At 70.8% G+C, this 22508-nt stretch carries 23 protein-coding genes; 4 read left to right on the top strand and 19 right to left on the bottom strand.

Going from position 1 to position 22508, the window contains the following annotated elements:
• Positions 1 to 7 precede the first annotated feature (7 nt).
• The 6 genes from mutL to ACTOWL_RS22705 form a co-directional block, all read right to left on the bottom strand.
• Positions 8 to 1849 carry a DNA mismatch repair endonuclease MutL gene (gene mutL / locus ACTOWL_RS22730; protein WP_441323552.1) on the bottom strand — a complete coding sequence of 614 codons (1842 nt, stop codon included), beginning with the start codon at positions 1847 to 1849 and terminating at the stop codon, positions 8 to 10.
• Positions 1850 to 1888: 39 nt separating this feature from the next.
• The gene (locus ACTOWL_RS22725) at positions 1889 to 2614 is read right to left on the bottom strand and encodes an anti-sigma factor (protein ID WP_441323551.1); all 726 of its coding nucleotides are present in this window, start codon (positions 2612 to 2614) and stop codon (positions 1889 to 1891) included.
• A complete protein-coding gene (locus ACTOWL_RS22720; RefSeq protein WP_441323550.1) occupies positions 2611 to 3171 on the bottom strand; it encodes a sigma-70 family RNA polymerase sigma factor in 561 nt (186 codons plus the stop codon). Before ACTOWL_RS22720 ends, ACTOWL_RS22725 begins: the two co-directional genes overlap by 4 nt.
• A 107-nt stretch (positions 3172 to 3278) precedes the next feature.
• Entirely contained in the window at positions 3279 to 3836 is a 558-nt protein-coding gene (locus tag ACTOWL_RS22715) for a fasciclin domain-containing protein (RefSeq protein ID WP_441323549.1), read from the bottom strand.
• 105 nt (positions 3837 to 3941) lie between these two features.
• The gene (locus ACTOWL_RS22710) at positions 3942 to 4646 is read right to left on the bottom strand and encodes an SDR family NAD(P)-dependent oxidoreductase (protein ID WP_441323548.1); all 705 of its coding nucleotides are present in this window, start codon (positions 4644 to 4646) and stop codon (positions 3942 to 3944) included.
• A gap of 157 nt (positions 4647 to 4803) precedes the next feature.
• On the bottom strand, positions 4804 to 4965 hold the full coding sequence (locus ACTOWL_RS22705) for a hypothetical protein (RefSeq protein WP_441323547.1): 162 nt from the start codon (positions 4963 to 4965) through the stop codon (positions 4804 to 4806).
• Positions 4966 to 5010: 45 nt separating this feature from the next.
• Between ACTOWL_RS22705 and ACTOWL_RS22700 the strand changes: the two genes are divergently transcribed.
• Entirely contained in the window at positions 5011 to 5661 is a 651-nt protein-coding gene (locus tag ACTOWL_RS22700; protein WP_441323546.1) for a helix-turn-helix domain-containing protein, read from the top strand.
• Positions 5661 to 5954 carry a hypothetical protein gene (locus tag ACTOWL_RS22695; RefSeq protein WP_441323545.1) on the top strand — a complete coding sequence of 98 codons (294 nt, stop codon included), beginning with the start codon at positions 5661 to 5663 and terminating at the stop codon, positions 5952 to 5954. Before ACTOWL_RS22700 ends, ACTOWL_RS22695 begins: the two co-directional genes overlap by 1 nt.
• A gap of 100 nt (positions 5955 to 6054) precedes the next feature.
• On the opposite strand, the gene ACTOWL_RS22690 is transcribed toward ACTOWL_RS22695, so the two are convergent.
• The 13 genes from ACTOWL_RS22690 to ACTOWL_RS22630 all read right to left on the bottom strand — a co-directional run bounded on the left by ACTOWL_RS22690 (position 6055) and on the right by ACTOWL_RS22630 (position 20151).
• Positions 6055 to 6417, bottom strand: coding sequence for a hypothetical protein (locus tag ACTOWL_RS22690; protein WP_441323544.1), 363 nt, complete (start codon positions 6415 to 6417; stop codon positions 6055 to 6057).
• A gap of 200 nt (positions 6418 to 6617) precedes the next feature.
• The gene (locus ACTOWL_RS22685; protein ID WP_441323543.1) at positions 6618 to 8129 is read right to left on the bottom strand and encodes a bifunctional metallophosphatase/5'-nucleotidase; all 1512 of its coding nucleotides are present in this window, start codon (positions 8127 to 8129) and stop codon (positions 6618 to 6620) included.
• 99 nt (positions 8130 to 8228) lie between these two features.
• Positions 8229 to 9041, bottom strand: a complete 813-nt coding sequence (locus tag ACTOWL_RS22680; protein ID WP_441323542.1) for an MBL fold metallo-hydrolase — start codon at positions 9039 to 9041, stop codon at positions 8229 to 8231.
• 31 nt (positions 9042 to 9072) lie between these two features.
• Positions 9073 to 9210, bottom strand: a complete 138-nt coding sequence (locus ACTOWL_RS22675; protein ID WP_441323541.1) for a hypothetical protein — start codon at positions 9208 to 9210, stop codon at positions 9073 to 9075.
• Between the two features lie 63 nt (positions 9211 to 9273).
• Positions 9274 to 10059 (bottom strand): trans-aconitate 2-methyltransferase, encoded by a 786-nt coding sequence (gene tam, locus ACTOWL_RS22670; RefSeq protein ID WP_441323540.1) that lies wholly within the window; start codon positions 10057 to 10059, stop codon positions 9274 to 9276.
• Between the two features lie 116 nt (positions 10060 to 10175).
• On the bottom strand, positions 10176 to 11816 hold the full coding sequence (pgi, locus tag ACTOWL_RS22665; RefSeq protein WP_441323539.1) for a glucose-6-phosphate isomerase: 1641 nt from the start codon (positions 11814 to 11816) through the stop codon (positions 10176 to 10178).
• Between the two features lie 80 nt (positions 11817 to 11896).
• Positions 11897 to 12535 carry a DUF3035 domain-containing protein gene (locus tag ACTOWL_RS22660; protein WP_441323538.1) on the bottom strand — a complete coding sequence of 213 codons (639 nt, stop codon included), beginning with the start codon at positions 12533 to 12535 and terminating at the stop codon, positions 11897 to 11899.
• Complete coding sequence (lspA, locus tag ACTOWL_RS22655; RefSeq protein WP_441323537.1) at positions 12532 to 13068, bottom strand: signal peptidase II; 537 nt, start codon at positions 13066 to 13068, stop codon at positions 12532 to 12534. The genes ACTOWL_RS22660 and lspA overlap by 4 nt, the downstream gene beginning before the upstream one ends.
• Positions 13065 to 15947: an isoleucine--tRNA ligase gene (gene ileS, locus ACTOWL_RS22650; protein WP_441323536.1), complete on the bottom strand. Its 2883-nt coding sequence runs from the start codon at positions 15945 to 15947 to the stop codon at positions 13065 to 13067. The genes lspA and ileS overlap by 4 nt, the downstream gene beginning before the upstream one ends.
• Before the next feature lie 262 nt (positions 15948 to 16209).
• On the bottom strand, positions 16210 to 17853 hold the full coding sequence (locus ACTOWL_RS22645) for a calcium-binding protein (RefSeq protein ID WP_441323535.1): 1644 nt from the start codon (positions 17851 to 17853) through the stop codon (positions 16210 to 16212).
• 95 nt (positions 17854 to 17948) lie between these two features.
• Positions 17949 to 18887, bottom strand: a complete 939-nt coding sequence (locus ACTOWL_RS22640) for a bifunctional riboflavin kinase/FAD synthetase (RefSeq protein WP_441323534.1) — start codon at positions 18885 to 18887, stop codon at positions 17949 to 17951.
• Between the two features lie 95 nt (positions 18888 to 18982).
• Complete coding sequence (locus tag ACTOWL_RS22635; protein WP_441323533.1) at positions 18983 to 19606, bottom strand: hypothetical protein; 624 nt, start codon at positions 19604 to 19606, stop codon at positions 18983 to 18985.
• Positions 19603 to 20151 carry a hypothetical protein gene (locus ACTOWL_RS22630; RefSeq protein WP_441323532.1) on the bottom strand — a complete coding sequence of 183 codons (549 nt, stop codon included), beginning with the start codon at positions 20149 to 20151 and terminating at the stop codon, positions 19603 to 19605. Before ACTOWL_RS22630 ends, ACTOWL_RS22635 begins: the two co-directional genes overlap by 4 nt.
• Before the next feature lie 221 nt (positions 20152 to 20372).
• On the opposite strand from ACTOWL_RS22630, the gene ACTOWL_RS22625 reads away from it, so the two are divergent.
• Positions 20373 to 21461 carry an MGH1-like glycoside hydrolase domain-containing protein gene (locus ACTOWL_RS22625; protein ID WP_441323531.1) on the top strand — a complete coding sequence of 363 codons (1089 nt, stop codon included), beginning with the start codon at positions 20373 to 20375 and terminating at the stop codon, positions 21459 to 21461.
• 15 nt (positions 21462 to 21476) lie between these two features.
• A partial coding sequence (locus ACTOWL_RS22620; RefSeq protein WP_441323530.1) for a LacI family DNA-binding transcriptional regulator occupies positions 21477 to 22508 on the top strand: 1032 nt, incomplete at its 3' end.

Raw genomic sequence — 22508 nt, 5'->3', positions numbered from 1 at the left:
GTCGGCCTCAGCGGCGCTGGAACAGCTTCTCGATGTCGGCCAGCTTCAGTTCGACATAGGTCGGCCGGCCGTGGTTGCACTGGCCGGCATTGGGCGTGGCCTCCATGCTGCGCAGCAGCGCGTCCATCTCGGCGGCGTTGAGGCGGCGGCCGGCGCGGACGCTGCCATGGCAGGCCATGGTGGCGCAGACATGGGCGAGCCGCTCGGTCAGCGGCCTTGCGTCGTCCCATTCCGCCAGCGCGTCGGCGAGGTCCTGCACCAAACCGGGCACGTCGGCCTGCCCGAGCAGCGCCGGCACGCCGCGCACCACCACGGCGCCGGGCCCGAAGGGCTCGAGCTCAAGGCCCAGCTCCGCCAGCTCGGCCTGGCGCGCACCGAGCCGGTCGACCGAGGCCTCGTTCAGCTCCACCACCACCGGCAGCAGCAGGCCCTGGCTCTTGACCGTGCCGGACAAGAGCTCGGCCTTCATCCGCTCATAGACGATGCGCTCGTGGGCGGCGTGCTGGTCGACGATGACCAGCCCGTCGCCGGTCTGGGCGACGATGTAGGTGGCATGAACCTGGGCCCGGGCGGCGCCCAGCGGATGGTCCGGCGCCGGCTCCTCCACCACCGCCTCCGCCCGCGCCGACGGCCGGGCCAGGTCGGACGCGATCGGCGCCTGCCAGGCGGCCGCCGATTCGGCCAGGCCGGCGGGCGGACGCACCGGGCCGCGGGTCTGGAACCAGGAGGTCTGGCCGCTGAACCGTGACAGCGGGGCCTGCATCGGCGCCGCTCCGTCCTGCGACACGAAAGCCGCCAGGGTGTCGGCGCCGACGCTGGTCGAGGCGCGGTGGCCGGCGGCGGCGATGGCGTGGCGCAGGGTGCTGACGATCAGCCCGCGCACCAGCGCCGGGTCGCGGAAACGCACCTCGGCCTTGGTTGGGTGGACGTTGACGTCGACCTCCTCCGGCGGCAACTCGAGATACAGCGCCAGCACCGGGTGGCGGTCGCGCGGCAGCACGTCTGAGTAGGCGCCGCGGATGGCGCCGAGCAGCAGCCGGTCGCGCACCGGCCTTCCGTTGACGAACAGATATTGCGCCTGGGCCGTGGCGCGGTTGAGGGTCGGCAGCGCGGCATGGCCGGTCAGGCGCACCGATTCGCGCTGCGCCTCGATCGGCATGGCGTTCTCGGCGAAGTCGCCACCCAGCACGGCGCCGACGCGGGCGAGGCGGGCGTCGAACAGCTCGCCCTGCGCCGCCTCCAGCCGCAGCAGGGTGCGGGCGGCGTCAGCGACCGTGAAGCTGAGGGTCGGATGCGCCATGGCCAGGCGCTCGACCGCGTCGACCGCGGCCTGGGTCTCGGCCCGTTCGCCCTTCAGGAATTTCAGCCGCGCCGGGGTGGCATAGAACAGGTCGCGCACCTCGACCCGGGTGCCGTGGTTCAGCGCCGCCGGCACCGGCGCCGCCACCGCCCCGCCCTCGACCGACAGGCTCCAGCCCTCGGCGGCATTGCGAGGACGGCTGGCGATGGTCAGGCGCGAGACGGCACCGATCGAGGGCAGCGCCTCGCCGCGGAACCCGAGAGTCGAGATTCGCACCAGATCGTCGTCGGGCAGCTTCGAGGTGGCGTGGCGCTCGATCGCCAGGACCAGCTCCTCCGGATCCATGCCGGCGCCGTCATCGACCACGGCGATCAGGCTGCGGCCGCCGTCGCGCAGCGCCACGTCGATGCGGCGGGCGCCGGCGTCGATCGCGTTCTCCACCAGCTCCTTCACCGCTGCGGCCGGGCGTTCGATCACCTCGCCGGCGGCGATCTGGTTGACCAGGGTCGGCGGCAGGCGGCGGATGGTGCGGAGGGACTCGATGGTCATGGATCGATTCTAGGCCCGGATCGCGCCGGAGGGAATCGGTCAGGACGGATCGTCGATCAGCGTGCCGGAATAGACCACCGGCCCTGTCGGGGCGCCGGTCGGCGAGCCGCCGGCCGGCTCGACGCTGACCGCCAGGGTGCCGCCGACGAGGGTGGAGCCGCGCAACGCCTCGGGGATGGCCAGGCGCTTCCGGTCGGCGGCGTCGATCAGGCCGAGCGAGCGCGGCGCGGCGCCGGCGGCGACGAACCACAGCTCGAGGCTGCGGTCGGCCGGCACCTCCGCCCGCACCGGCCGCACCTGGACCACGCCGGCGCGGGTGTCGACCCGGACGATCAGCGCCGGCAGGTCGCCGCCGCGATTGACCACCGCGACATAGCTGTCCGGCCGGGCGGGCGGCTCGGCGCGCGGCAGCAGGATGAACGCGGCCAGGCCGGCGGCCAGCGCCCCGGCGGCCAGGGCCGCGCTGCGCCACCAGGCACGGGACCGGTGCAGGCGGCTCTCGGCGGAGAGCGTTACGACAGTCGGGCCCGCGGCCACGGGCGGCGCCTCCGGGCCGATCGCGCGTTCCAGCGCCGCCCAGACCTGCGGGCCGGGCTGCACCGGCGGCACCTGCGCCGCCAGCCCGGCCAGGCGCCGCTCCCAGGCCGCGACCTCGGCCTTGAGCGCCGGGTCGGCCGCCAGCTCCCGCTCGAATTCGGCCCGTTCCCCGGGCGGCAGGGTCCCGAGGACGTATTCGGCGATCCGGGCCTCCTGCTCCTCGGTCACGGTCCGGCTCCATCCATGCAATGCCGCAGGGCGGCAAGCCCGCGATGCAGCCAGGTCTTGATGGTGTTGACCGGCCGGTCGAAGCGGGTCGCCAGCTCCTCGCGGGAATAGCCCTCGTAATAGGCCAGCAGCACGCAGCTGCGGTGGCTGTCCTCCAGCAGGCCGAGGCAGTGGCCGAGCTGGCGCAGGGCGACGAAGCCGGCGCCTTCGGACCGCGAATCGGGGATCGATTCAAGCCAGTCGCGGCCGTCCTCGTCGGGCTCGACCAGCACCTCGCGGCGCTGCCGGGCCACGTCGATGGCGCGGTTGCGGGCGATCGCCGCCATCCAGCCCAGCGGCGACCCGGTGCCGGCCGAAAAGGACGCGGCGCCGCGCCAGATGCGGAGATAGGCATCCTGCAGCACCTCCTCCGCCGTCGCCCGGTTGCGCAGGATGCGGAGAACGATGCCGAACAGCAGCGGCGACGTCCGGTCATAGACGGCCTTGAACGCGCGCCGGTCCCCGCGGCCGGTCGCCTGCAGCATCCGGATCAGCTCCTCGTCTTCCTGCAGCCGCATCGGTCCCCGCATCATGGGTGCCGGGACTCTAGCAGCAGAGCCCCGGCTGGCGGACGCGAATTCGCTGTGCGGGGGCGCCCCGGCCGCGACGCCCCCCTCGCCGGTCACTACGGCATCAGCACGGTGTCGACGACGTGGATCACGCCGTTCGACTGCAGCACGTCGGGGATCGTCACCCAGGCGGTGGCGCCCTTGGCATCGACCACCTCGAGCCGGTCGTTCTTCCACCCGACGGTCAGGTCCTCGCCCTCGACCGTCTTCAGCATGGCCTTGCCCTTGCCGTCCTTGACGGCCTTCATCAGGTCGGCCGCGGTCAGCCGCCCGGGCACGACGTGATAGGTCAGGATCGTGGTCAGCATCGCCTTGTTCTCCGGCATCACCAGGGTCTCGACCGTGCCCTTGGGCAGCTTGCCGAAGGCGGCGTTGGTCGGGGCGAAGACGGTGAAGGGGCCCGCGCCGTTCAGGGTGTCGACCAGCCCGGCCGCCTTGACCGCCGCGACCAGGGTGGTGTGGTCCTTCGAGTTGACCGCGTTCTCGACAATGGTCTTGCTCGGGTACATCGCGGCGCCGCCGACCATCACGGTGTCTTCCGCGAAGGCCGGGCCGGCCGCGGCGAGGAAAAGGCAGGCGCCGATGGCGCTGGAGACGATTCGAACGACACGCATTTCGGGTTCTCCCTCTCGGTTGCGTCGCCGGATGACCGGGACGGGGAGCCTTTACGGGGCGCGTGCCGGGAAAGTTTCAGGGCCGGGCCAGAAAAAAGAGTCCGCTTACCAGGGGAAGGTGCCGAGCTCCGGCTCGCCGTAGAAGACCGGCCGGTCCGGCCGGATGCGGTCGACCCAGCCGGCCAGGCGCGCCGCCGCCTCCGGCGCCTCGAGATCGGCGTCGGCGCTGGCCATCCTGGTGCGGATCCGGCCGGGATGGACGGCGTAGACGGCGAGGCCGCGCGGGCCGAATTCGCGGGCAAGGCAGGCGGTCAGCATGTTCTGCGCCGCCTTGGAGATGCGGGTGGCGTAGGCGATGCCGAGATGGTCGAAATCGCCGGCCGCGACCCGGCCGATCGAGCCGAGCCGGCTGCTGACATTGACGATGGCCGGCCGCTCCGCCGCCAGCAGCGCGTCGATCGCCGCCTGGCTGATGCGCAGCGCCGCCAGGCAGTGGACATCGAGCGCCTGCTGCACATCCTCGATCCGGATGCCGGCCAGCTGCGCCCCGCGGCCGGACATGCCGGCGTTGTTGTAGAGCAGGTCGACCGCCGGCGCGCGCTCCGCCAGCACCTGGCGCAGCCGGTCGGCGCAGGCCTGGTCGGTGACGTCGCCGCGCACCAGGATGCTGTCCGGCCCGGCCGCCGCCGTGAAATCGGCCGCGTCGCTGCGGACCACGCCGACCACGGTGTCGCCACGCGCCGCGTACCACCGCGTCAGCTCCAGCCCCAGCCCCGCCCCGGCGCCGGTGATCACGATCCTGCGAGCCATGCGTCGTCCCCTTATGTCCGATGTAGCGGGGGCAGGATGCGGCGAAGCGGCTGGAGGAGCAAGCGGGCCGACCTCAAATCAACATATTTATTTTGTATGAAATATAAATAACACCGCCGCGATATTGACTTTTCTTCTGCAATAACAGATATGACAGTCAGCGGAGGTTGATCATGCCCTTGCCTGCCCGGACATCCAACGTCGTCGACCTGGCCCAGTACCGCGCCCAGCGCGCGAGGGCGGCCGCGCCTGCGGTCGACCCGACACAGGCGATGGCTTTTCCGGTAATGTGGGTGTGGATGCCGCTGCTGCCGACCATGCCCGTCGCCTGGCCGACCCAGCCGGCAGGCTGATGAGGATGACCTTGGCCGGGACCGACGCCGACGAGCCCGCCACCGACAAGACCGCCGCCAAGCCTGCAGACGAGGCGAACGGCGCCGATACGGCCCATGACCTGTCGCTGGCTCTCGGCCAGAATCTGCGTCGGCTGAGGACCCGCCAGGGCCTGTCGCTGGAGCGCTTCGCCCAGAAATCCGGGGTCAGCCGGGCCATGCTCGGCCAGATCGAGAACGGCCGCTCCGTCCCGACCATCGGCGTTGTCTGGAAGGTGGCGAAGGCGCTGGACGTGCCCTTCTCCAGCCTGCTGACCGGGCCCGAGGCACGCGGCACCACGGTGCTGCGGGCGCGCCACGCCAAGGTGCTGACCTCGACCGACGGCAGCTTCGTCTCCCGCGCGCTCTTCCCCTATGAGGGCGAGCGCAAGGTCGAGTTCTACGAGCTGCTGCTGGCGCCCTGGCGGCAGGAGGATGCCGAGGCGCATGCGCCGGGCACGACCGAGAACCTGGTGGTGGCGCAGGGCGAGGTCGAGATCACGGTCGGCGCCGAGCGCCATCGCCTCGGCCCCGGCGACGCCATCCTGTTCGAGGCCGACGTGCCGCACAGCTACCGCAACCCCAGCGCCGACAAGGCGGTCATGTACCTGGTCATGACCTATGTAGAGTCGGTCGGATCCTGATGAATCGCTGGCTGCTGGTCCAGGGCGGCACTGTGCTGGGCACGCTGCGCTGGACGCACAGCGACTTTCCTTTCGACTATTGCCGCTTCGAGCCTGCTCCCGCCTTCTCTGCGGTGGAACCGCTGTTCGCGGCGTCCCTGCAGGCCCTCAAGGCCGACGACGGATCGCAGTTCGAACAGGCCTATGAGCGCATCGAAGCGCTCGGTCTCGCCCTGGTTTCGCCTGATGGAGCCGAGCGGATCGACGCGTTCCTCTTGAACATCGACGGCGAACAAGCCTGGTTCCGGTCCTGATCACCCGGAATCGTTAGGGCGGCCGCGCCGAGGCGCCGGCCGCCCTTGCTCCCGGACGTGTGAACGAGAACAACGCGGCAGAGGCCGCGCCGGCAGAAGATCAGGCCGCCATCTCCGGCATGCCCACCATCATCGGCATGCCGCCGCAGCTCATCATCACGGGCATGCCGCCGCCCATCATCGCCATCATCCGGCGGCAGGCCTCGGTGAACATCTCCATGCTCATGCCGTCCATCGGCATCATCTCGCAGGTCATGCCGGTCGGGGTCGTCTTGCAGGTCATCTTGCACATCATGACCGGCATCATGCCCCCCATCATCGCCATTTGGGGCATCATCTGGGGCATCATGCCCGGCATCATCCCGGACATCATGTTGGGCATCATGCCCATCATCGGCATCATGCCCTGCATCATCTGGGGCATCATGTTCGGCATCATGCCCATCATCGGGTTCATCGGCATGGCCTGGCTGGTCGAGGACGTCATGGATCGCGCTCCGCGGCGAGGGGGTCGGCGTGGCGCGACCATTTCGCAGCCGCGGACTCGGCGCAAGGCGCGCCCGGCCGCGCACCGCACTTTCCTCCGCGCCATCGGAGGGGCCGCCGCGATCCTGGAGGCCCCGACCGATTTGACGACCGGACGTCCGATTTATTGGAGGCCGGTCAGGGCAGGAGCTTCACCCGGCCCTCGACCTTGGGCGCGACCCGGCCCTGCGCCGCGACATAGTCGATGACCTGGTTGGCGATGATCTGGGCGTCGGATTCGGTGACGATCGGCCGTCCCTCGGCCAGCATCGCGTACTGGTCGCCGCCGCGGGCGAGGAAGTCCGGCGTGGCGAGGGTGTAGGTCCGGGCGGGGTCGAGCGGCGCGCCGCCGACGGTGACGCTGCGCAGCCGCTCGCCGACCGGCCGGTCGAGATCGGCCTCGATCGCCATGCCGGAGACCTGCGGGAACCGTCCGCCGACCTCGCGCACCTGGCTGACGCCGTTCTCCAGCGCCCGGCGCAGCACCGCGCCGGTGACCTCGAGCTTCACCGTCCGGTTGCCGAAGGGCAGCTCCGACTGGATGTCCTTGCGGGTCAGCACGGCGCCGGCCCTGTATTCCCGGTCGGCGCGGATGCCGCCTCCGTTGAACAGGGCGACGTCGGCGCCGACCGCGGCGCGCATCGCATCGGCGATCAGGTTGCCGATCGCGGTCTCCTGGGTGCGAACGCTGGCACGGCGGCTGTCCAGCGGCGTCTCGGTCACGCCGATCTCGACCAAGAGCGCCTTGTCGAGCTGCCTTCCATAGGCGGCGACCACCTCGGCGATCGCCGGATCGGGCGTGACCGTGGCGGTGTCGACGATGCGGAAGGCGGGCCACCAGTCGATGTCGGTCCCGCCCTGCTCCACCGACTTGGTGATGGTCGCCTCGGTGACGACGACGAAATTGGCCTCGGTCTGGGATTCGACCAGCGCGCCCTTGCCGTCGAAATAGGTCAGGAGGTGTTCGTCATGGCCGGACAGGACCAGGTCGGCGAAGCCGCCGCGCAGCAGGCCCATATCGACCGCGAGCGGCGTGTGCACCATGGCGACGATGAAGTCTGCGCCCTTGCCGTGCAGCTCCGCCGCCTTGCGCTTCGCGGTGTCGATCGAGCCTTCGAAGGTGATCTCGCCCGGGCTCGACCCGATCGGCGTGTCCTCGGTGGTCAGGCCGTAGAAGCCGATGCGGATCCCGTCCACGTCGATGATCTTGTCGTCGATGGTGTGGGCCGGGGCGCGGCCGTCCGGCTCGCGGATGTTGGAGGAGACGATGTCGAAGCGCGCCTCGGCCAGCCGGTCGCGGAAGACCTGCGGGCCGAGATCGAAATCATGGTTGCCCGGCACGAACAGATCGACCGGAATCCGGTTCAGGAGGTCGATGATGTGGCGGCCCTTGTCGATGCCCGAGAGCAGCGAGGGGGACAGCGTGTCGCCGGTGTGGATGAAGATGGTCCGGCCCGGCCGCGCCCGCTCCGCCGCCACCGCGCCGGCCAGCCGGGCGAAGCCGCCGCGACCGTCGCGCTCCTCCATCCGGTCGATGTCGTTGGTGTGGACGAAGCGGACCGTGACCGTCTGGCCCAGGGCCGGGCCGGCGAGCACAACGATGCCGAGCGCCGCGGCGACGGCCGGCGCGATCGTCTTGCCAAATCGCATTCTGTTCCCCCTCTCGGATGTGGCATGTCCGGGACGCGCCGCAGCATGCCCCGACCGTTTGCCATGCCCGCGATGACAGGGTGATGAAGCCGGGCGGCCTCAACCGCCCTGGATCGCCCGGATATAGCGCTCGGCCGAGCGCAGCACGGCGCCACGGGCATCCGCCCTGACCTGCCGTCCGACGAAGGCGCCGTAGAGCCGGTCGAAGGCGAAGGGCGCCACCGCGTCGGCGATGCGCCGCACCGCCGGGGCCGGCAGCGGGATCAGGTTCGGGTAGCTGAACATGAAGGACACCCAGCGCCGGTCCGGCAGGCCCTGGATGGTGTCGCCGCTGAGCAGCACGCCGCGCCCCTCCGCCCCCGCCGCCCAATGCAGCACCGCGGCGCCGACGAAATGGCCGCCACAGCGGATCACGGTGAGGCCGTCGGCCAGCGCCAGGGTCTCGCCCGACCAGAAGGACAGCGCCGGGTCGGGGCGCTGCGCCCACTCCCGGTCATCGGCATGGAGATGCACCGTGCAGCCGAAGGCCTGCGCCCATTCCACCATCGTGGTGTAGTAGTGCGGGTGCGAGATGGCGATGGCGCGGAGGCCGCCCAGCGCCCGGATCGCCGACACCGTCGCATCGTCGATCAGCGCCACGCAGTCCCACATCACCACGCCGCCCGCGGGCAGCCGGATCAGGAAGGCGCGCTCGCCGATGCCGAATTCCGGCTCGACCAGGACCTGGTCGAGGCCGGGCTCGATCGCCGTCAAGACGTTGCGGTGGCCGCGCCGCAGCTCCTCCAGCGTCAGCCAGCTCTGCCCGGATTCGGGCACGAACTGGCGCTCGTCCTCGCAGATCGGGCAGGCGGCGGGCGGTGCCGCGCTGTCGGGGTACTGGGTGCCGCAAGTGCGGCAGAGGTGGAAAGCCATGCCGCGATCCTGTCACGGGATCGCGGGGGCCTCAATCATGGCCGCTGCTGCCCGCACCCAGGCTGGAGCCGCCACGCGAGGCGGGCTTGACCTCGACGCCCTGGCAGGCGGCGAGCAGGAGCAGGGCGCTGAGCAGCGACCCGATCGCGGCGAGGTGGGTGATCGACATGGCGGGCTCCATCGTCGTGGTCTGTCCCTGCCATGTGGTGCCCCGCCGCGACGCGGGGAAGAGCTAGCGCGGGCGGCGGGCGACGACAAAAAGCCGCGGGAAGGCCAGCAGCAGCCTGCCGTCCGCCTTCGGCCGGTAGGCCTCGGCGATGCGGCGGGTGTAGTCGTCGAGAAAGCCGGCGCGCTGGGCCTCGGTCAGCGGGTCGATGAAGGGCCGGAGGCCGGTGCCGCGCACCCAGTCGACGATCGCCTCCGGCGACGCCATCGGGTGCTGGTAGGCGGTGCGCCAGACATCGGTCTCGGCGGCGAGCGGCGCCAGCAGGTCGTAATAGGCGTCGAGCAGCAGGATCTTGGTGCGGACCAGCGCGGCCTCGCCGATCGTCTCTTTCCACGGCCCCTCACCCGCCACCGCGCGCATCAGCCGGTGCGTCGGCTCCTCGCGGTTGTCGGGCATCTGCACCGCCAGCACGCCGCCGGGCGCCAGCAGGCCGAACAGCCGCGGCACCAGCGCCTCATGTCCCGGCACCCATTGCAGCGTGGCGTTGGCATAGATCAGGTCCGGTGCCTGCGGCGGCTGCCATGTGGCGACGTCGTGCCGCTCGAAGCGGCAGCCCGGCAGGCGGGCGCGGGCATCGGCCAGCATCGCCTCGGAGCTGTCGATGCCGGTGATCTCCGCCTCCGGGAAGCGCTCGACCAGCAGCTCGGTCGAATTGCCCGGGCCGCAGCCGAGATCGTAGATCACCAGCGGGCGGCCGGGCGGGTCGAGCTCGACCCGCGCCAGCAGGTCACGGGCCGGGCGCGTGCGCTCGTCCTCGTAGCGGCGGTAGAGGGCTGGGTTCCAGTCGGCCATGGCGTGTCCTCGGCTCGCGGGGCAATTGCCCTAGAGATGAGCCGAGGCCGCCATCATGTCCAATAGTGTGATTCCGGCCGATCCATATGCATTCGATATGGATCGGCCGGCCGGGATCACGACCAGTCGCGGATCGCGGCGAGCAGGCCGAGGGTCGAGCCGTCATGCGCGCCCGGCGCCGTCTCGCCCAGCAGCTCGGGCAGGATCGCCTTGGCCAGCTGCTTCCCCAGCTCCACCCCCCACTGGTCGAAGGAGTAGATGTTCCAGATCGTGCCCTGGACGAAGATCTTGTGCTCGTAGAGCGCGACCAGCAGGCCGAGCGTGTAGGGGTCGATGGTCCGCACCAGGATGGTGTTGGACGGGCGGTTGCCCTCGAACACCTTGAACGGCAGCAACGCCTCCAGCGCCGCGCCGGACAGGCCGGACTTGACCAGCTCCGCCCGCACCTGGTCCGGCGTCTTGCCGACCATCAGCGCCTCGGTCTGGGCCAGCACGTTGGACAACAGGATCGGGTGGTGGTCGTCGACCGGGTTGTGGCTTTCGACCGGGGCGATGAAGTCGCAGGGGATCACCTTCGTCCCCTGGTGGATCAACTGGTAGAAGGAGTGCTGGCCGTTGGTGCCGGGCTCGCCGAAGATCACCGGCCCGGTCTGGTAGTCGACCCGGTGGCCCTGGCGGTCGACCGACTTGCCGTTCGACTCCATGTCGGCCTGCTGCAGATAGGCCGGCAGCCGGTGCAGATACTGGTCGTAGGGCAGCACGGCGTGGGTCTGCGCGTCCCAGAAATTGCCGTACCAGACGCCGAGGATGCCCAGCACCGCCGGCAGGTTCTGCTCCAGCGGCGCCGAGCGGAAATGCGCATCCATGGCGCGGCCGCCGGCCAGGAAGCGCTCGAAAGCGTCGGCGCCGATGCCGATCATCACCGGCAGGCCGATCGCCGACCACACCGAGTAGCGGCCGCCGACCCAGTCCCAGAAGCCGAACATGTTGGCTGTGTCGATGCCGAACTTCGAAACCTCGGCCGCGTTGGTCGACAGCGCGGCGAAATGCCTGGCGATCGCCGCCTCCGGCGCGCCGGAATGCAGGAACCAGCGCCGCGCGGTGTGGGCGTTGGTCAGCGTCTCCTGCGTCGTGAAGGTCTTCGACGCGATCAGGAACAGGCTGGTCTCGGGGTCGATCCGCTTCAGCGTCTCGGCGATGTGGGTGCCGTCGACATTGGAGACGAAGTGCAGCGTGATGCGCGGATGCTGGTAGGGGCGCAGCGCCTCGGACACCATCACCGGGCCGAGGTCGGAGCCGCCGATGCCGATGTTGATCACGTCGGTGATCGGCTTGCCGGTGTGGCCGGTCCAGCTGCCGTCGCGCACCGCGTCGGAGAATTCGCGCATGTGCTTCAGCACCGCCGCCACCTCGGGCAGCACGTTCTCGCCGTCGACGGCAACCGAGCCGGACAGATCGGCCCTGAGCGCGGTGTGCAGCACGGCGCGGTGCTCGGTGCCGTTGATCAGGTCACCGGCGAACATGCGGTCGCGCCAGCCCTCGACGTCCTGCTGCCGGGCGAGGGCGAAGAGGAGGCCCAGCGTCTCCTCGGTCACCCGGTTCTTGGAATAGTCGAGCAGGACCTCGCCGAGGCGCAGCGAGAAGCGGTCGAAGCGCTTCGGGTCGGCGGCGAAGAGGTCGCGCATATGCACGCCCTCCATCGCCTTGCGGTGCGCGTCGAGCGCGGTCCAGGCGGGCGAGCGGGTCAGATCGGACATGGGCAGGCGCCTCCGGTGCGGCAGCGTGTCGGATCAAGGAAGACGGGCCGGCAGTGGCCGGCCCGTGGAACTCACAACCCTCAGAAGCTCGGGACGAGGCTCTCGAGCGGCGCCTCGCGCCGGCGGATGATGATCGGCGTGTCGCCGGTGGTCAGCGGCTTGCCGGCATCGGCATTGGTGTTGAGCCGCGCCGATTCCTTGTAAGGGTCGACAACGGTGCCGGGCAGCGGCTTGGAGTTCCAGAACATCAGCCGGTCGACGAGGCCGTCCTCGCTGGCCGCGATCTGGGTCGTCTCCTGGTCGACGGTCGAGCGGATGTCCGGCTGCGCCTGGCCGGCCTTGGCCAGCACAGCGGCAGCGCCGGGGCCGGTCGCGGTCGGGGCGGCCTCGCCGCGCATCACCTTCTGGCCCTGGCCGAACAGGATAGCCTCAGCCTGCTCACGCGGCTGGGCCTCCTGCGGCCGCGGCGCGCCGGGCGTCGGCGCCGGCAGCTCCTCCATCGAGGTCGGCATGGCCAGCGGCGCGCGCGGCATCACCGCGAACTCGTCCGGAGTCGAACGGTCATAGCCGATCATCTCCTGCACCGTCTGGTTGCCGCCGCAGCCGGCGACGGCCAGGGTGGCAACGATCAGGCCGGTCAGCGTGACCAGCCTGCCCCGCCGCGCCCGGGCGGGCTGAGGAAGAGAGGTAGACTGGAGAAAGCGAGACTGCCCGTTCACGATCGATCCCTCTGCTGCGCCGTCACCGGATGCGTGCGCCGGCCGAACAGACTGTCGGCGATCAGCAGCATCACCCCGATGCTGATCGCGCTGTCGGCCACGTTGAACACCCAGAAGGAATACTCCCCGGCGTGAAAATGCAAGAAATCGGCGACGGCGCCAAAGCGCAGCCGGTCGATCACGTTCCCGATCGCCCCGCCGATGATCAGCCCGACGCCGAAGGCGACGAGGCCACGATCGTTGCGCGCAAGCCACACCAGAAGGCCTGCGACGACGGCGACCGCGACCGCCGACAGCCCCCAGCGCGCCAGCGGCGTGTCGCCGGCAAGGAGACCGAAGCTGATTCCATAGTTCCAGACCATGGCAAAATCGAGGAAGCCGGTGATCCGGATCGGCGGCGCCCAGCTGGCGGTGGTGATCGGCTCGGCCAGCCCGAACACGCCCTTCAGCACCCACCATTTGCTGATCTGGTCGGCGATCAGGATCAGCAAGGCGATGCCCAGGCCGCGCCGGAACAGCCGCGCATGGGTCATGCCGAGGCCCCGGCGGCGACGGCATCGGCGCAGCGGTTGCACAGGTCGGGATGGGCCGCGACCGTGCCGACCTCCGGCAGGACCCTCCAGCAGCGCTCGCAGCGATGGCCCTCGGCCGAAGAGACGACCACGCCCACGCCCGGCACGTCGGCCAGGGCAAAGGCGCCATCCGGCACCGCGCCGGTCTCGACCGTCAGGCCCGAGGTGATGCAGGTCTCGGCGAAGTCGAGGCTGCGCAGCAGCTCGGCCTCGGCCGCACCGGCATGCACCACCGGATGGGCCTGCAGCGACGAGCCGATCTGCTTCTCCCCGCGCTTCAGCTCGATCGCGCCGGTGACCACGCGGCGCAGGTCGCGGAGCCGGGCCCAGCGCGTCGCCACGGCGTCGTCGCGCCAGGCTTCCAGCACCTCCGGGAAGGTGCGGAGATGGACGCTGACCTCCGGCCCGTCGCCATGCCGGGCCAGCCACGCCTCCTCCGCCGTGAAGCAGAGGATCGGCGCCAGCCAGACCGTCAGGTGGTCGAACAGGATGTTGAGCACGGTGCGCACGGCGCGGCGGCGCGGATCGTCCGGCCGGTCGCAGTACAGCGAGTCCTTGCGGATGTCGAAATAGAAGGCCGAGAGGTCGACGGCACAGAAATTGTGCAGCGCCGTCGACATGGCGTGGAAGTCGTAGGCCTCGATCGCCCGGCGGATGGTGCCGTCCAGCTCCCACAGCCGGTGCAGCACCCAGCGCTCCAGCTCCGGCAGCTCGGCGGCGGGCAGCCGCTCGCTGTCCTGGAAGCCGTCGAGGGCGCCCAGCAGGTAGCGCAGCGTGTTGCGCAGCCGGCGATAGGCGTCGGCCTGGTACTTCAGGATCTCCTTGCCGACGCGCATATCCTCGGAGTAGTCGGTCGAGACCACCCAGAGGCGCAGGATGTCGGCGCCGGACTGGTCGACCACCGTCTGCGGCGCGACGACGTTGCCGAGCGACTTCGACATCTTGCGGCTCTGCTCGTCGAGCACGAAGCCATGGGTCAGCACCGCGTCATAGGGCGCCCGGCCGCGGGTGCCGCAGCTTTCCAGCAGCGAGGAGTGGAACCAGCCGCGATGCTGGTCCGAGCCCTCGAGATAGAGGTCGGCCGGCCATTTCAGATCCGGCCGCTGCTCCAGCACGAAGGCGTGGGTCGAGCCGGATTCGAACCAGACGTCGACGATGTCGAGGACCTGCTCGTAGTCCTCGGCCTTGAAGGTGTTGCCGAGGAAGAACTGGGCGTCGTGCTTGTACCAGGCGTCGGCGCCTTCGAGCTCGAAGGCCGCGGCGATGCGCTGGCACACCGCGGTGTCGCGCAGCGGCTCGCCGGTCGCCTTGTCGACGAAGATCGCAATCGGCACGCCCCAGGCGCGCTGGCGGCTGATCACCCAGTCCGGCCGGCTCTCGATCATCGAAGACAGGCGGTTGTAGCCCTGCTCCGGCACGAAGCGGGTGTGGCGCAGCGCCTCCAGCGCCGTCTCGCGCAGCCCGTTCGTCTCCATCGAGATGAACCATTGCGGCGTGGCGCGGAAGATCAGCGGTGCCTTGGACCGCCAGCTGTGCGGGTAGGAGTGGCGGATCTGGCCCTTGGCCAGCAGGCCGCCGGCGGCGTCGACCGCCGCGGTGACGACCTTGTTGGCGTCGCCCTTCTTGCCGTCCGGCCGATAGATCACATGGCCGGCGAACAGCGGCACGCTGACATGGTAGCTGCCGTCCTCGGTCACCGTCTCGGTGGCGGCGATGCCGTGGGCGCGGCCGAGGTCGAAATCGTCGGCGCCGTGGCTGGGCGCGGTGTGGACCAGGCCGGTGCCGGCATCGACCGTGACATGGCCGCCGGGCAGGAACGGCACCTCGAAATCATAGCCCTGCCCCGCCAGCGGGTGGCGGGCGACGCTGCCGGCCAGGGCCGAGCCTGGGAATCTGTCGATGCAGGTCCAGCCGGTGACGGCGAGGTCCTTCGCCACCGTCTCGGCCAGCGCCGTGGCCAGCAGCAGGGTCTCGCCCGGCCGAGCCAGGCTGCCCTCGGCCACGGTGTCGACCTGGTAGACGCCGTATTCGAAGTCCGGGCCATAGGCCATGGCGCGGTTGGCCGGCAGGGTCCAGGGCGTGGTGGTCCAGGCCACCGCCGCCGCGCCGTCGAGCGACGGCCGCGACGCCTTGGTCACCGGGAAGCGGACCCAGACCATGTCCGAGGTGATGTCCTGGTACTCGACCTCGGCCTCGGCCAGGGCGGTCTTCTCGACCACCGACCACAGCACCGGCTTCAGCCCGCGGTAGAGCCCGCCGTTGAGCAGGAACTTGTGGATCTCGCGGACGATCTGCGCCTCGGCCGGGTCGGTCATGGTCAGATACGGGTCGGCCCAGTCGCCCATCACGCCGAGGCGCTGGAACTGCTCCGACTGGACCCCGACCCAGTGGCGGGCGAAGGCGCGGCATTCCTCGCGGAACTGCAGCACCGGCACCGCGTCCTTGTCCTGGCCGGCCTGGCGGTACTTCTCCTCGATCTTCCACTCGATCGGCAGGCCGTGGCAGTCCCAGCCCGGGACATAGACCGAATCCCGGCCCAGCATCTGCCGCGTGCGGACGACGAGGTCCTTCAGGATCTTGTTGACCGCGTGGCCGATATGGATGTCGCCATTGGCGTAGGGCGGGCCGTCATGCAGGACGAATTTTTCCCGGCCCTTCGAGGCGGCGCGGATCCGGTCCAGCAGGTCGTTCGCCGCCCAGCGGGCCAGCAGCTCCGGCTCCTTCTGCGGCAGGCCGCCACGCATCGGGAAGTCCGTCTTCGGCAGGAAGACGGTGGATCGGTAATCGGGCGCGGCCGGGGCGGCGGCGGCGGCCGGTGTCTCGGCAGGCTGGGCGGTCATGACATGAGGGCTCGTGGATCCACGCGGGGCTCAATACCCGCTTTGACGATCGGATGCCAGCCGGACGACCCGATGGGCCGGGGAGCGGCATGATGCGAGGGGTGCGCGCGGCGCGGTGACCCGACCCCCGTCAGAGGGCCGGGCGGATAATTCGGAGCAGGGCGGCCGACTTGCGCATGGATGCCATCGTACCGGACCAGCGCCCGGGGTCAAGGCGCGCGGAGTCGCGGGCTGGACGGCAGCGCCGCCCGGCCCGGTGCGGTCACAGCACGAAGTCGCCGGCGACGACGCCGATGGAGCCGATGAGCTGGATGTGGAAGTCGGAGACGCCGTCGCCATTGACGTCGCCGGCGATGGTGGTGACGGCGCCATCGGAGTGGGTGCGCAACTGGCCGGCGACGCCGGTGTAGAGGGCGGTGCCGATGAAGGTGAAGGCCTGGTTCCCGGCGGTGCCGGTGCTGGCGTCGATCGCCGACAGGTCGATGCGGTCGCCCTGGGCGTGGCTGAAGTCGCGGATCACGTCGGCACCGGCGCCGACCGCGCTGTCGGACACGCTGCCGTAGATGAAGCGGTCGGCCCCGGCGCCGCCGAGGAGCGCGTCCTTGCCGCCGGCCCCGGTGAGGGCATCGTCGCCGCCCCAGCCGCGCAGCACATTGGCGCCGGCGTTCCCGGCCAGGCTGTCATTGCCGAGGTTGCTGCCGGAGAGGCCCTCGATGCTGGTCAACGTGTCGCCCTGGGCATCGCCGCCGCTGGCCGTGCCGGTCGTCAGGTTGACCGAAACCCCGAGAATGCCGGTGTAGTAGCTGGCGATGTCGCTGCCGCTGCCGCCGTCCAGCTGGTCGGCCCCGGCGCCGCCGGACAGGATGTCGGCGCCTTCCCGGCCCGAGAGGATGTCGTTGCCTTCCATGCCGTAGAAGATGTTGTCGGCGTCGTTGCCGAGCAGCCTGTCCTCCACGGTCGTCCCGGTAAGGCCCTCGATGCTGATGAAGAAATCGTCCTGGGCGCCGACGAGACCGGTGCCGAGGTGCAGATCGACAAACGCAAAGCCGACGCCGGTGTTGGTGTACTCGACCATGTCGAAGCCGGAACCGCCATCGAAGATATCGGCCAAGATATCGCCGGGGTCGCTTATGCTGGCCCTGAGGATGTCGTTGCCCGCCCCACCCGACAGCGTGCTGGCGACAGGGCCGGCTCTCAGCACGTCGTCATGGTCCGACCCGATCAGGTTTTCGATGCTGTTGAAGGTGTCGCCCGTGGCGTCGCTGCCGTAAGCGATCCCAGAGCCGAGATCCACCCGCACCCCCGCGGCCGAATGGGCGTAGGACACGGTGTCGACACCGGCGCCGCCATAGAACGTATCTGCCCCGGCGCCCCCTTCCAGCACGTTGCTGCCGGTATCGCCGACCAGGGTGTCGGCGAAGGCGCTGCCGCGCAGGTTTTCGAAGCCGGTCAGCACATCGCCCTGGGCGTCGCCGCCGGAAGCGAGCCCGGTGGAGAGGCCGACGGTGACGGCGGCGGCGGAATGCTCGTAGCTGGCGGTGTCGATGCCGCCGAGCCCGTCCAGGACGTCCGCGCCGCCGCCGCCCTCCAGCACATCCGTTCCATCACCAAAGTTTATCGACGGATCGGTGCCCTGCAAAATATCGTTGAAATTCGACCCGATCCGAATCTCGAGGTTGTAAAGCGAGTCGCCTGCGGCATCGCCCCTGGATCCGCTTTGAGGACCGACGGTGACCGGGCCGGCGGATAGTGAATAGTCGATCGTGTCCACGCCGAGTCCACCGTCGAAAAAATCAGCCCCGGCACTACCGTACAGATGGTCGTCGCCATTCCGCGCTATGACAGTGTCGTCGCCGCTGGTACCGAACAGGACATCATTGCCGTTCGTGCCCTCAATGTAGGCCATCGCTGAATTCTCCCCGGAATGCGGAATAGAAACCGACTCGAACCATCGCCGCCGATTGTAGCCGGCCGATGGCGATGCCGCAGGGGAGAGGCGCGCTACCGGGCCAGCACCTGCCGGGCGGCCTCGCAGTCGCGGTCGATCTGGGCGATCAGGGCCTCGAGCGAGTCGAATGTCTCCTCGCCGCGCAGCCATTCCACCAGCTGCACCCGCAGATGGCGGTGGTAGAGGTCGCCGGAGAAGTCGAACAGATAGGCCTCGAGCAGCGGCGTCTCGGTCCGCCACATCGGCCGGATGCCGAGATTGGCGACGCCGTCATGCCAGGCCAGCGGTCCGCCCTCGTCCACGGCGCAGCGCACGGCATAGATGCCGTAGGCCGGGCGCAGGAAGTCGCCGAGCTCGACATTGGCGGTCGGGAAGCCGAGCTCGCGGCCGCGCTTGTCGCCATGCTCGACCCGGCCCTCGATCTCCCAGGGCCGGCCCAGGATCTCGGCGGCGCCGTGGGTGTCGCCGGCAGCCAGCAGCTCGCGCGCCCGGCTGGAGGAATAGAGGCCGCCGGTCTCGTCCGAGGCCTGGGTGACGATGGTGACGCCGAAGCCGAGCCGCCGGCCGAAGGCGGTCAGCGTCTCCGGCGTGCCGGCGCGGCGGTGGCCGAAGCAGAAATCATAGCCGACCACGACATGGCGGGCGCCCATCGCTCCGACCAGAATGGTCTGAATGAAATCCTCGGCCGAGCGGGCGGCGAGGGCCCGGTCGAAATGCAGCACGACATGCAGGTCGACGCCCAGCGCCTCCAAGAGCCGAGCCTTGATCCGGAACGGGGTCAGCCGGAACGGCGGGTCGTCGGGGCGGAACAGGCTGCGCGGATGCGGCTCGAAGCTGAGCACGCAGAGCGGCACGCCGAGCCGCCGCGCCGCGGCCTGGGCCGCCGCGACCACGGTCTGGTGGCCGCGATGCACGCCGTCGAAATTGCCGATGGCGACCACCGCGCCGCGCGCCGCTGCCGGCAGGTTCTCGGTGTGGCGGAAGATCTGCATGGGCCTCGTCCCGGCCCGGCCGGTCGTGCCGGGCCCGTTGGATATAGCGAGGACCGACGCCACCAGCCAGGGGGCAGGCCAGTGCGGGCCACCGGCTAGGACGGCGTGGCGCTCATCCGGCGCCGGCCGGGCAGCAGCAGCGCGGTCGGCGCCAGGCGGCGCTGCACCAGGTAGATCGGCCCGGCCGGCATGTTGTCGGTGACCACCAGATGCAGCGTCACCGTGCCGCCGGGCGGGATGGCGCCGCCCTCGAACACCAGGCCGTCATGCGGCTCGTCGACCACCCGGCCGGAGGCGAAGCCCTCGGCCCAGATCGACCGCGTGACATGCGGCCCCTGGGCGAAGGACAGGCCGTCATCATAGGTGCTGCTCTCGCCGCGATGCCGCTCCAGCTCCACCGGGAAGTCCTGCCAGGTCTGGTTGGTGTCGTTGCGCACGACCTTGGTCAGGGCGAAGCCGGTGAGATGGGCGGTGGCGATGCGGTTGCCGAAGCCGGTGGTCAGCCCGGTGATGGTCAGCGCCGCCTCGCCGTTGCCGGTGATCCGCTCGACCACCACGAAGGGATCGTCGAGCCGCCCGGTCCCGCTGGCCGATTCCAGCACGAAGCCGCCCTCGGCATCGCTGAACACCAGCCCGGCGGCCGAGACTTCTTCCGCCCGCGCCGTGCCCGCAAGTCCCAGGCCCAGCAGCAGGCCGGCCAGCGCCGCGCGGCGCCTCATCGCCCGGCCCGGGCGACGCGCCGCGGCGGCGGCAGGGACGCGGTCGGCTGGATCCGCCGCTGCACGACGTAGAATTGCGCCGACGGGGTGTTGTCGGTGACCACGACGCGCAGCACCACCGTCGCGCCGGGCGGCACCGTGCCGTCGTGGAACAGCACCATGTCGCGCGGCTCGTCATACATCTGGGCCGCGGTGAAGCGGTCGGCGCGGATGCCGCGCACCGCGTCGGGCGCCTGGGCGAAGGACAGGCCGTCGCCATAGGGGCTCTGGTCGCCGCGCTGCTCCTGCAGCTCGACCGGGAAGTCGCGCCAGGTCTCCGCAGTGTCGTTGTGCACCACCTTGACCAGGGCGAAGCCGGCCAGATGCGCGGTTCCGACCCGGTTGCCGAAGGCCGGCGTCAGCCCGGTGACGGTGAGCGCCGCCTCGCCCTTGCCGGTGATCCGCTCGACCACCACGAAGGGGTCGTCGAGCCGCCCGGTCCCGGTCGCCGATTCGAGCACGAAGCCGCCTTCCGCGTCGCTGAAGGTGATCCCCGCGACCGTCATCTCTGCCGCGTGGGCGGCCACCCCCCATGCCGCCAGGACGATGACGGGGGCGCATAACGCCGAGCGCCTCATGCCGGTCAGTGTGGCCGTCCGCCGCCTCGCGGTAAAGGGGCTCGCGGTAAAGGCTGGATGCTGCGGATTGCTTTTATGTTTATTTTTCCTAAAGCTTTAGATAATTACTCGCTGCCGTCGCCGGCCCGCCGAAACCGACCGCGAGCGTCATGACCACAGAGCTGACCGAGGCTGCCATCGCCGTCCTCCGGGCCAATGACCGGGGCGGCCATACCGTGCCGACCGCCGCCAGCCCCCGCGCGGCGCAGCGGAGCTGGGACTCCAGCCTGGCCGCGCTCGGCCTCGCCCAGTTCGACGAGGACCGCGCCTGGACCGAGATCGAGACCCTGCTGGCGGGACAGGAACCGGACGGCATGGTGCCGCACCTCCTGGTCCATGGCGGCGAGCTCGGCGATGCCCCGGACGGCGTGGCGGCCCCCGGCCTGACCCACCCGCCGGTCGCCACCACCGCCGCCCGCCATCTGTTCGAGCGCTTCGGGGTGCGGCGGTCGCGCCCCCGCCTGCGGACCCTGGCGCCGAAGCTGCTGGCCTGGCACCGCTGGTTCGCCGCGGCGCGGGATCCCGAGGGCACCGGGCTGGCGGCAATCATCGATCCCGAGGAGAGCGGAATGGCGGGCAGCCCGGCCTGGGATGCCGCGCCGGCCCCGTTCCGCGTCGCCGATATCGGCTTCAACGCCATCCTGCAGCGCGCCAACCGCGACCTGCGCTTCCTGCTCGACATGGTCGACGACCGCGCCGGCATGGCCGAGGTCGACCGCATGATCGCCCGGACCCGGGCGGCGCTGGAGGCGTGCTGGGTCAAGGCCGACGGCGCCTACCATTCGCGCGACGCCGGCAGCGGGCAGCCGATCCGCCAGCCCGGCATCGGCGGCCTGCTGCCGCTCTACGCCGATCCGGCCCTGGCGACGCGGCACCCGGCCCTGCCGGCCCGGCTGGAGCGCTGGCTGGACCAGGCTGCCGTCGCGGTGCCGAGCGTCGAGCCCGGCCAGCCCGAATTCGATCCCAGGCGCCCCTGGCGCGGCGCGGTCTCGCTGCCGGTCAACTGGATGCTGTATGACGGGATCAAGCGCGCCGGCCGGCGGGAGCTGGCGGCGCGCATCCGCCGCGACAGCATGGCCGTTGCCGCGCGCAGCGGCTTCCGCGAATATTTCGACCCGATCACCGGCGAGGGGCTCGGCGGCACCGACGCCTCCTCGACTGCAGCCATGGTGCTGCTGTTCGCCGGCCTCGAGGACTGACGACGGGACGGGCGCATGGCGGATCGCAAACGGGTGGGCATCGTCGAACTCGCCCGGTCGCTCGGACTGTCGACCTATACCGTTTCCCGCGCCCTCAACGGCCACAGCGACGTCGCCGACGACACCCGCAAGCGGGTGCTGGCGGCGGCAGCCGAGGTCGGCTACATGGCGAACGCGCTCGGCCGCACCCTGCGCCGCGGCCGGACCGACGCGGTCGGCTTCCTGCTGACCCCCTCGCCCGCCGGCTTGGTCGACAGCTATTTCCTGCCGCTCCTGACCGGCATCGACGCGGTGCTGGCGCCGGCCGGCTATGCCGTGATGGTCGCCGGCGCCGCGCCGGACTGTCAGGAGATCGAGGTGCTGCGCCGGCTGGTCGAAGGCCGGCGGGTCGACGCGGTGATCCTGACCCGGGTGCGGGTCGACGATCCGCGCGCCGCCTATCTGCGCCGGCTGGACTTCCCCTTCGTCATGCTCGGCCGCGACGGCGAGCAGCCGGAGACGCCCTTCGTCGACGCCGACCACCGGGCCAGCGGCCGGGCCGCGACCGCCTGGCTGGCCGCCCCCGGCCATCGCCGCATCGGCCTGATCAACACGCCGGCGCAGGTCAATGCCAGCCGGCAGCGGCTGATCGGGTGGCAGGAGGCGCTGGCCGAGGCCGGCCTGGCCGCCGACCCGGCCTGGCACCGCTGCGGCGACTACACCGCCGAGACCGGCCGGCGCCAGGCCCAGGCCCTGCTGGCGCTGTCGCCGCGGCCGACGGCGATCCTGTGCGGCAATGACGAGATGGCGTTCGGCGCCGCCGAGGCGGTGCGCGCCGCCGGCCTGCTGGTCGGCGTCGACGTCTCGATCATCGGCTGCGACGACATCCCGATCGCGGCGCTGGCCAACCCGCCGCTGACCACCTTCCGCACCTCGCAGCGCCCCTTCGGCGAGCGCCTGGCCGAGCAGGTCCTGGCGCTGCTGCGCGGCGAGACGCCGCCGTCGCAGCTGGGCGTGCCGGAGCTGATCGAGCGCGGCTCGGCCGGGCCCGCCCCCTCGGACGCCGGC

The organism is Inquilinus sp. CA228 (assembly GCF_052078665.1).
Taxonomy (GTDB): domain Bacteria; phylum Pseudomonadota; class Alphaproteobacteria; order DSM-16000; family Inquilinaceae; genus Inquilinus.
Note: the sequence above shows the minus strand (reverse complement) of the source record. Positions and strands in the feature narration are given on the sequence as shown.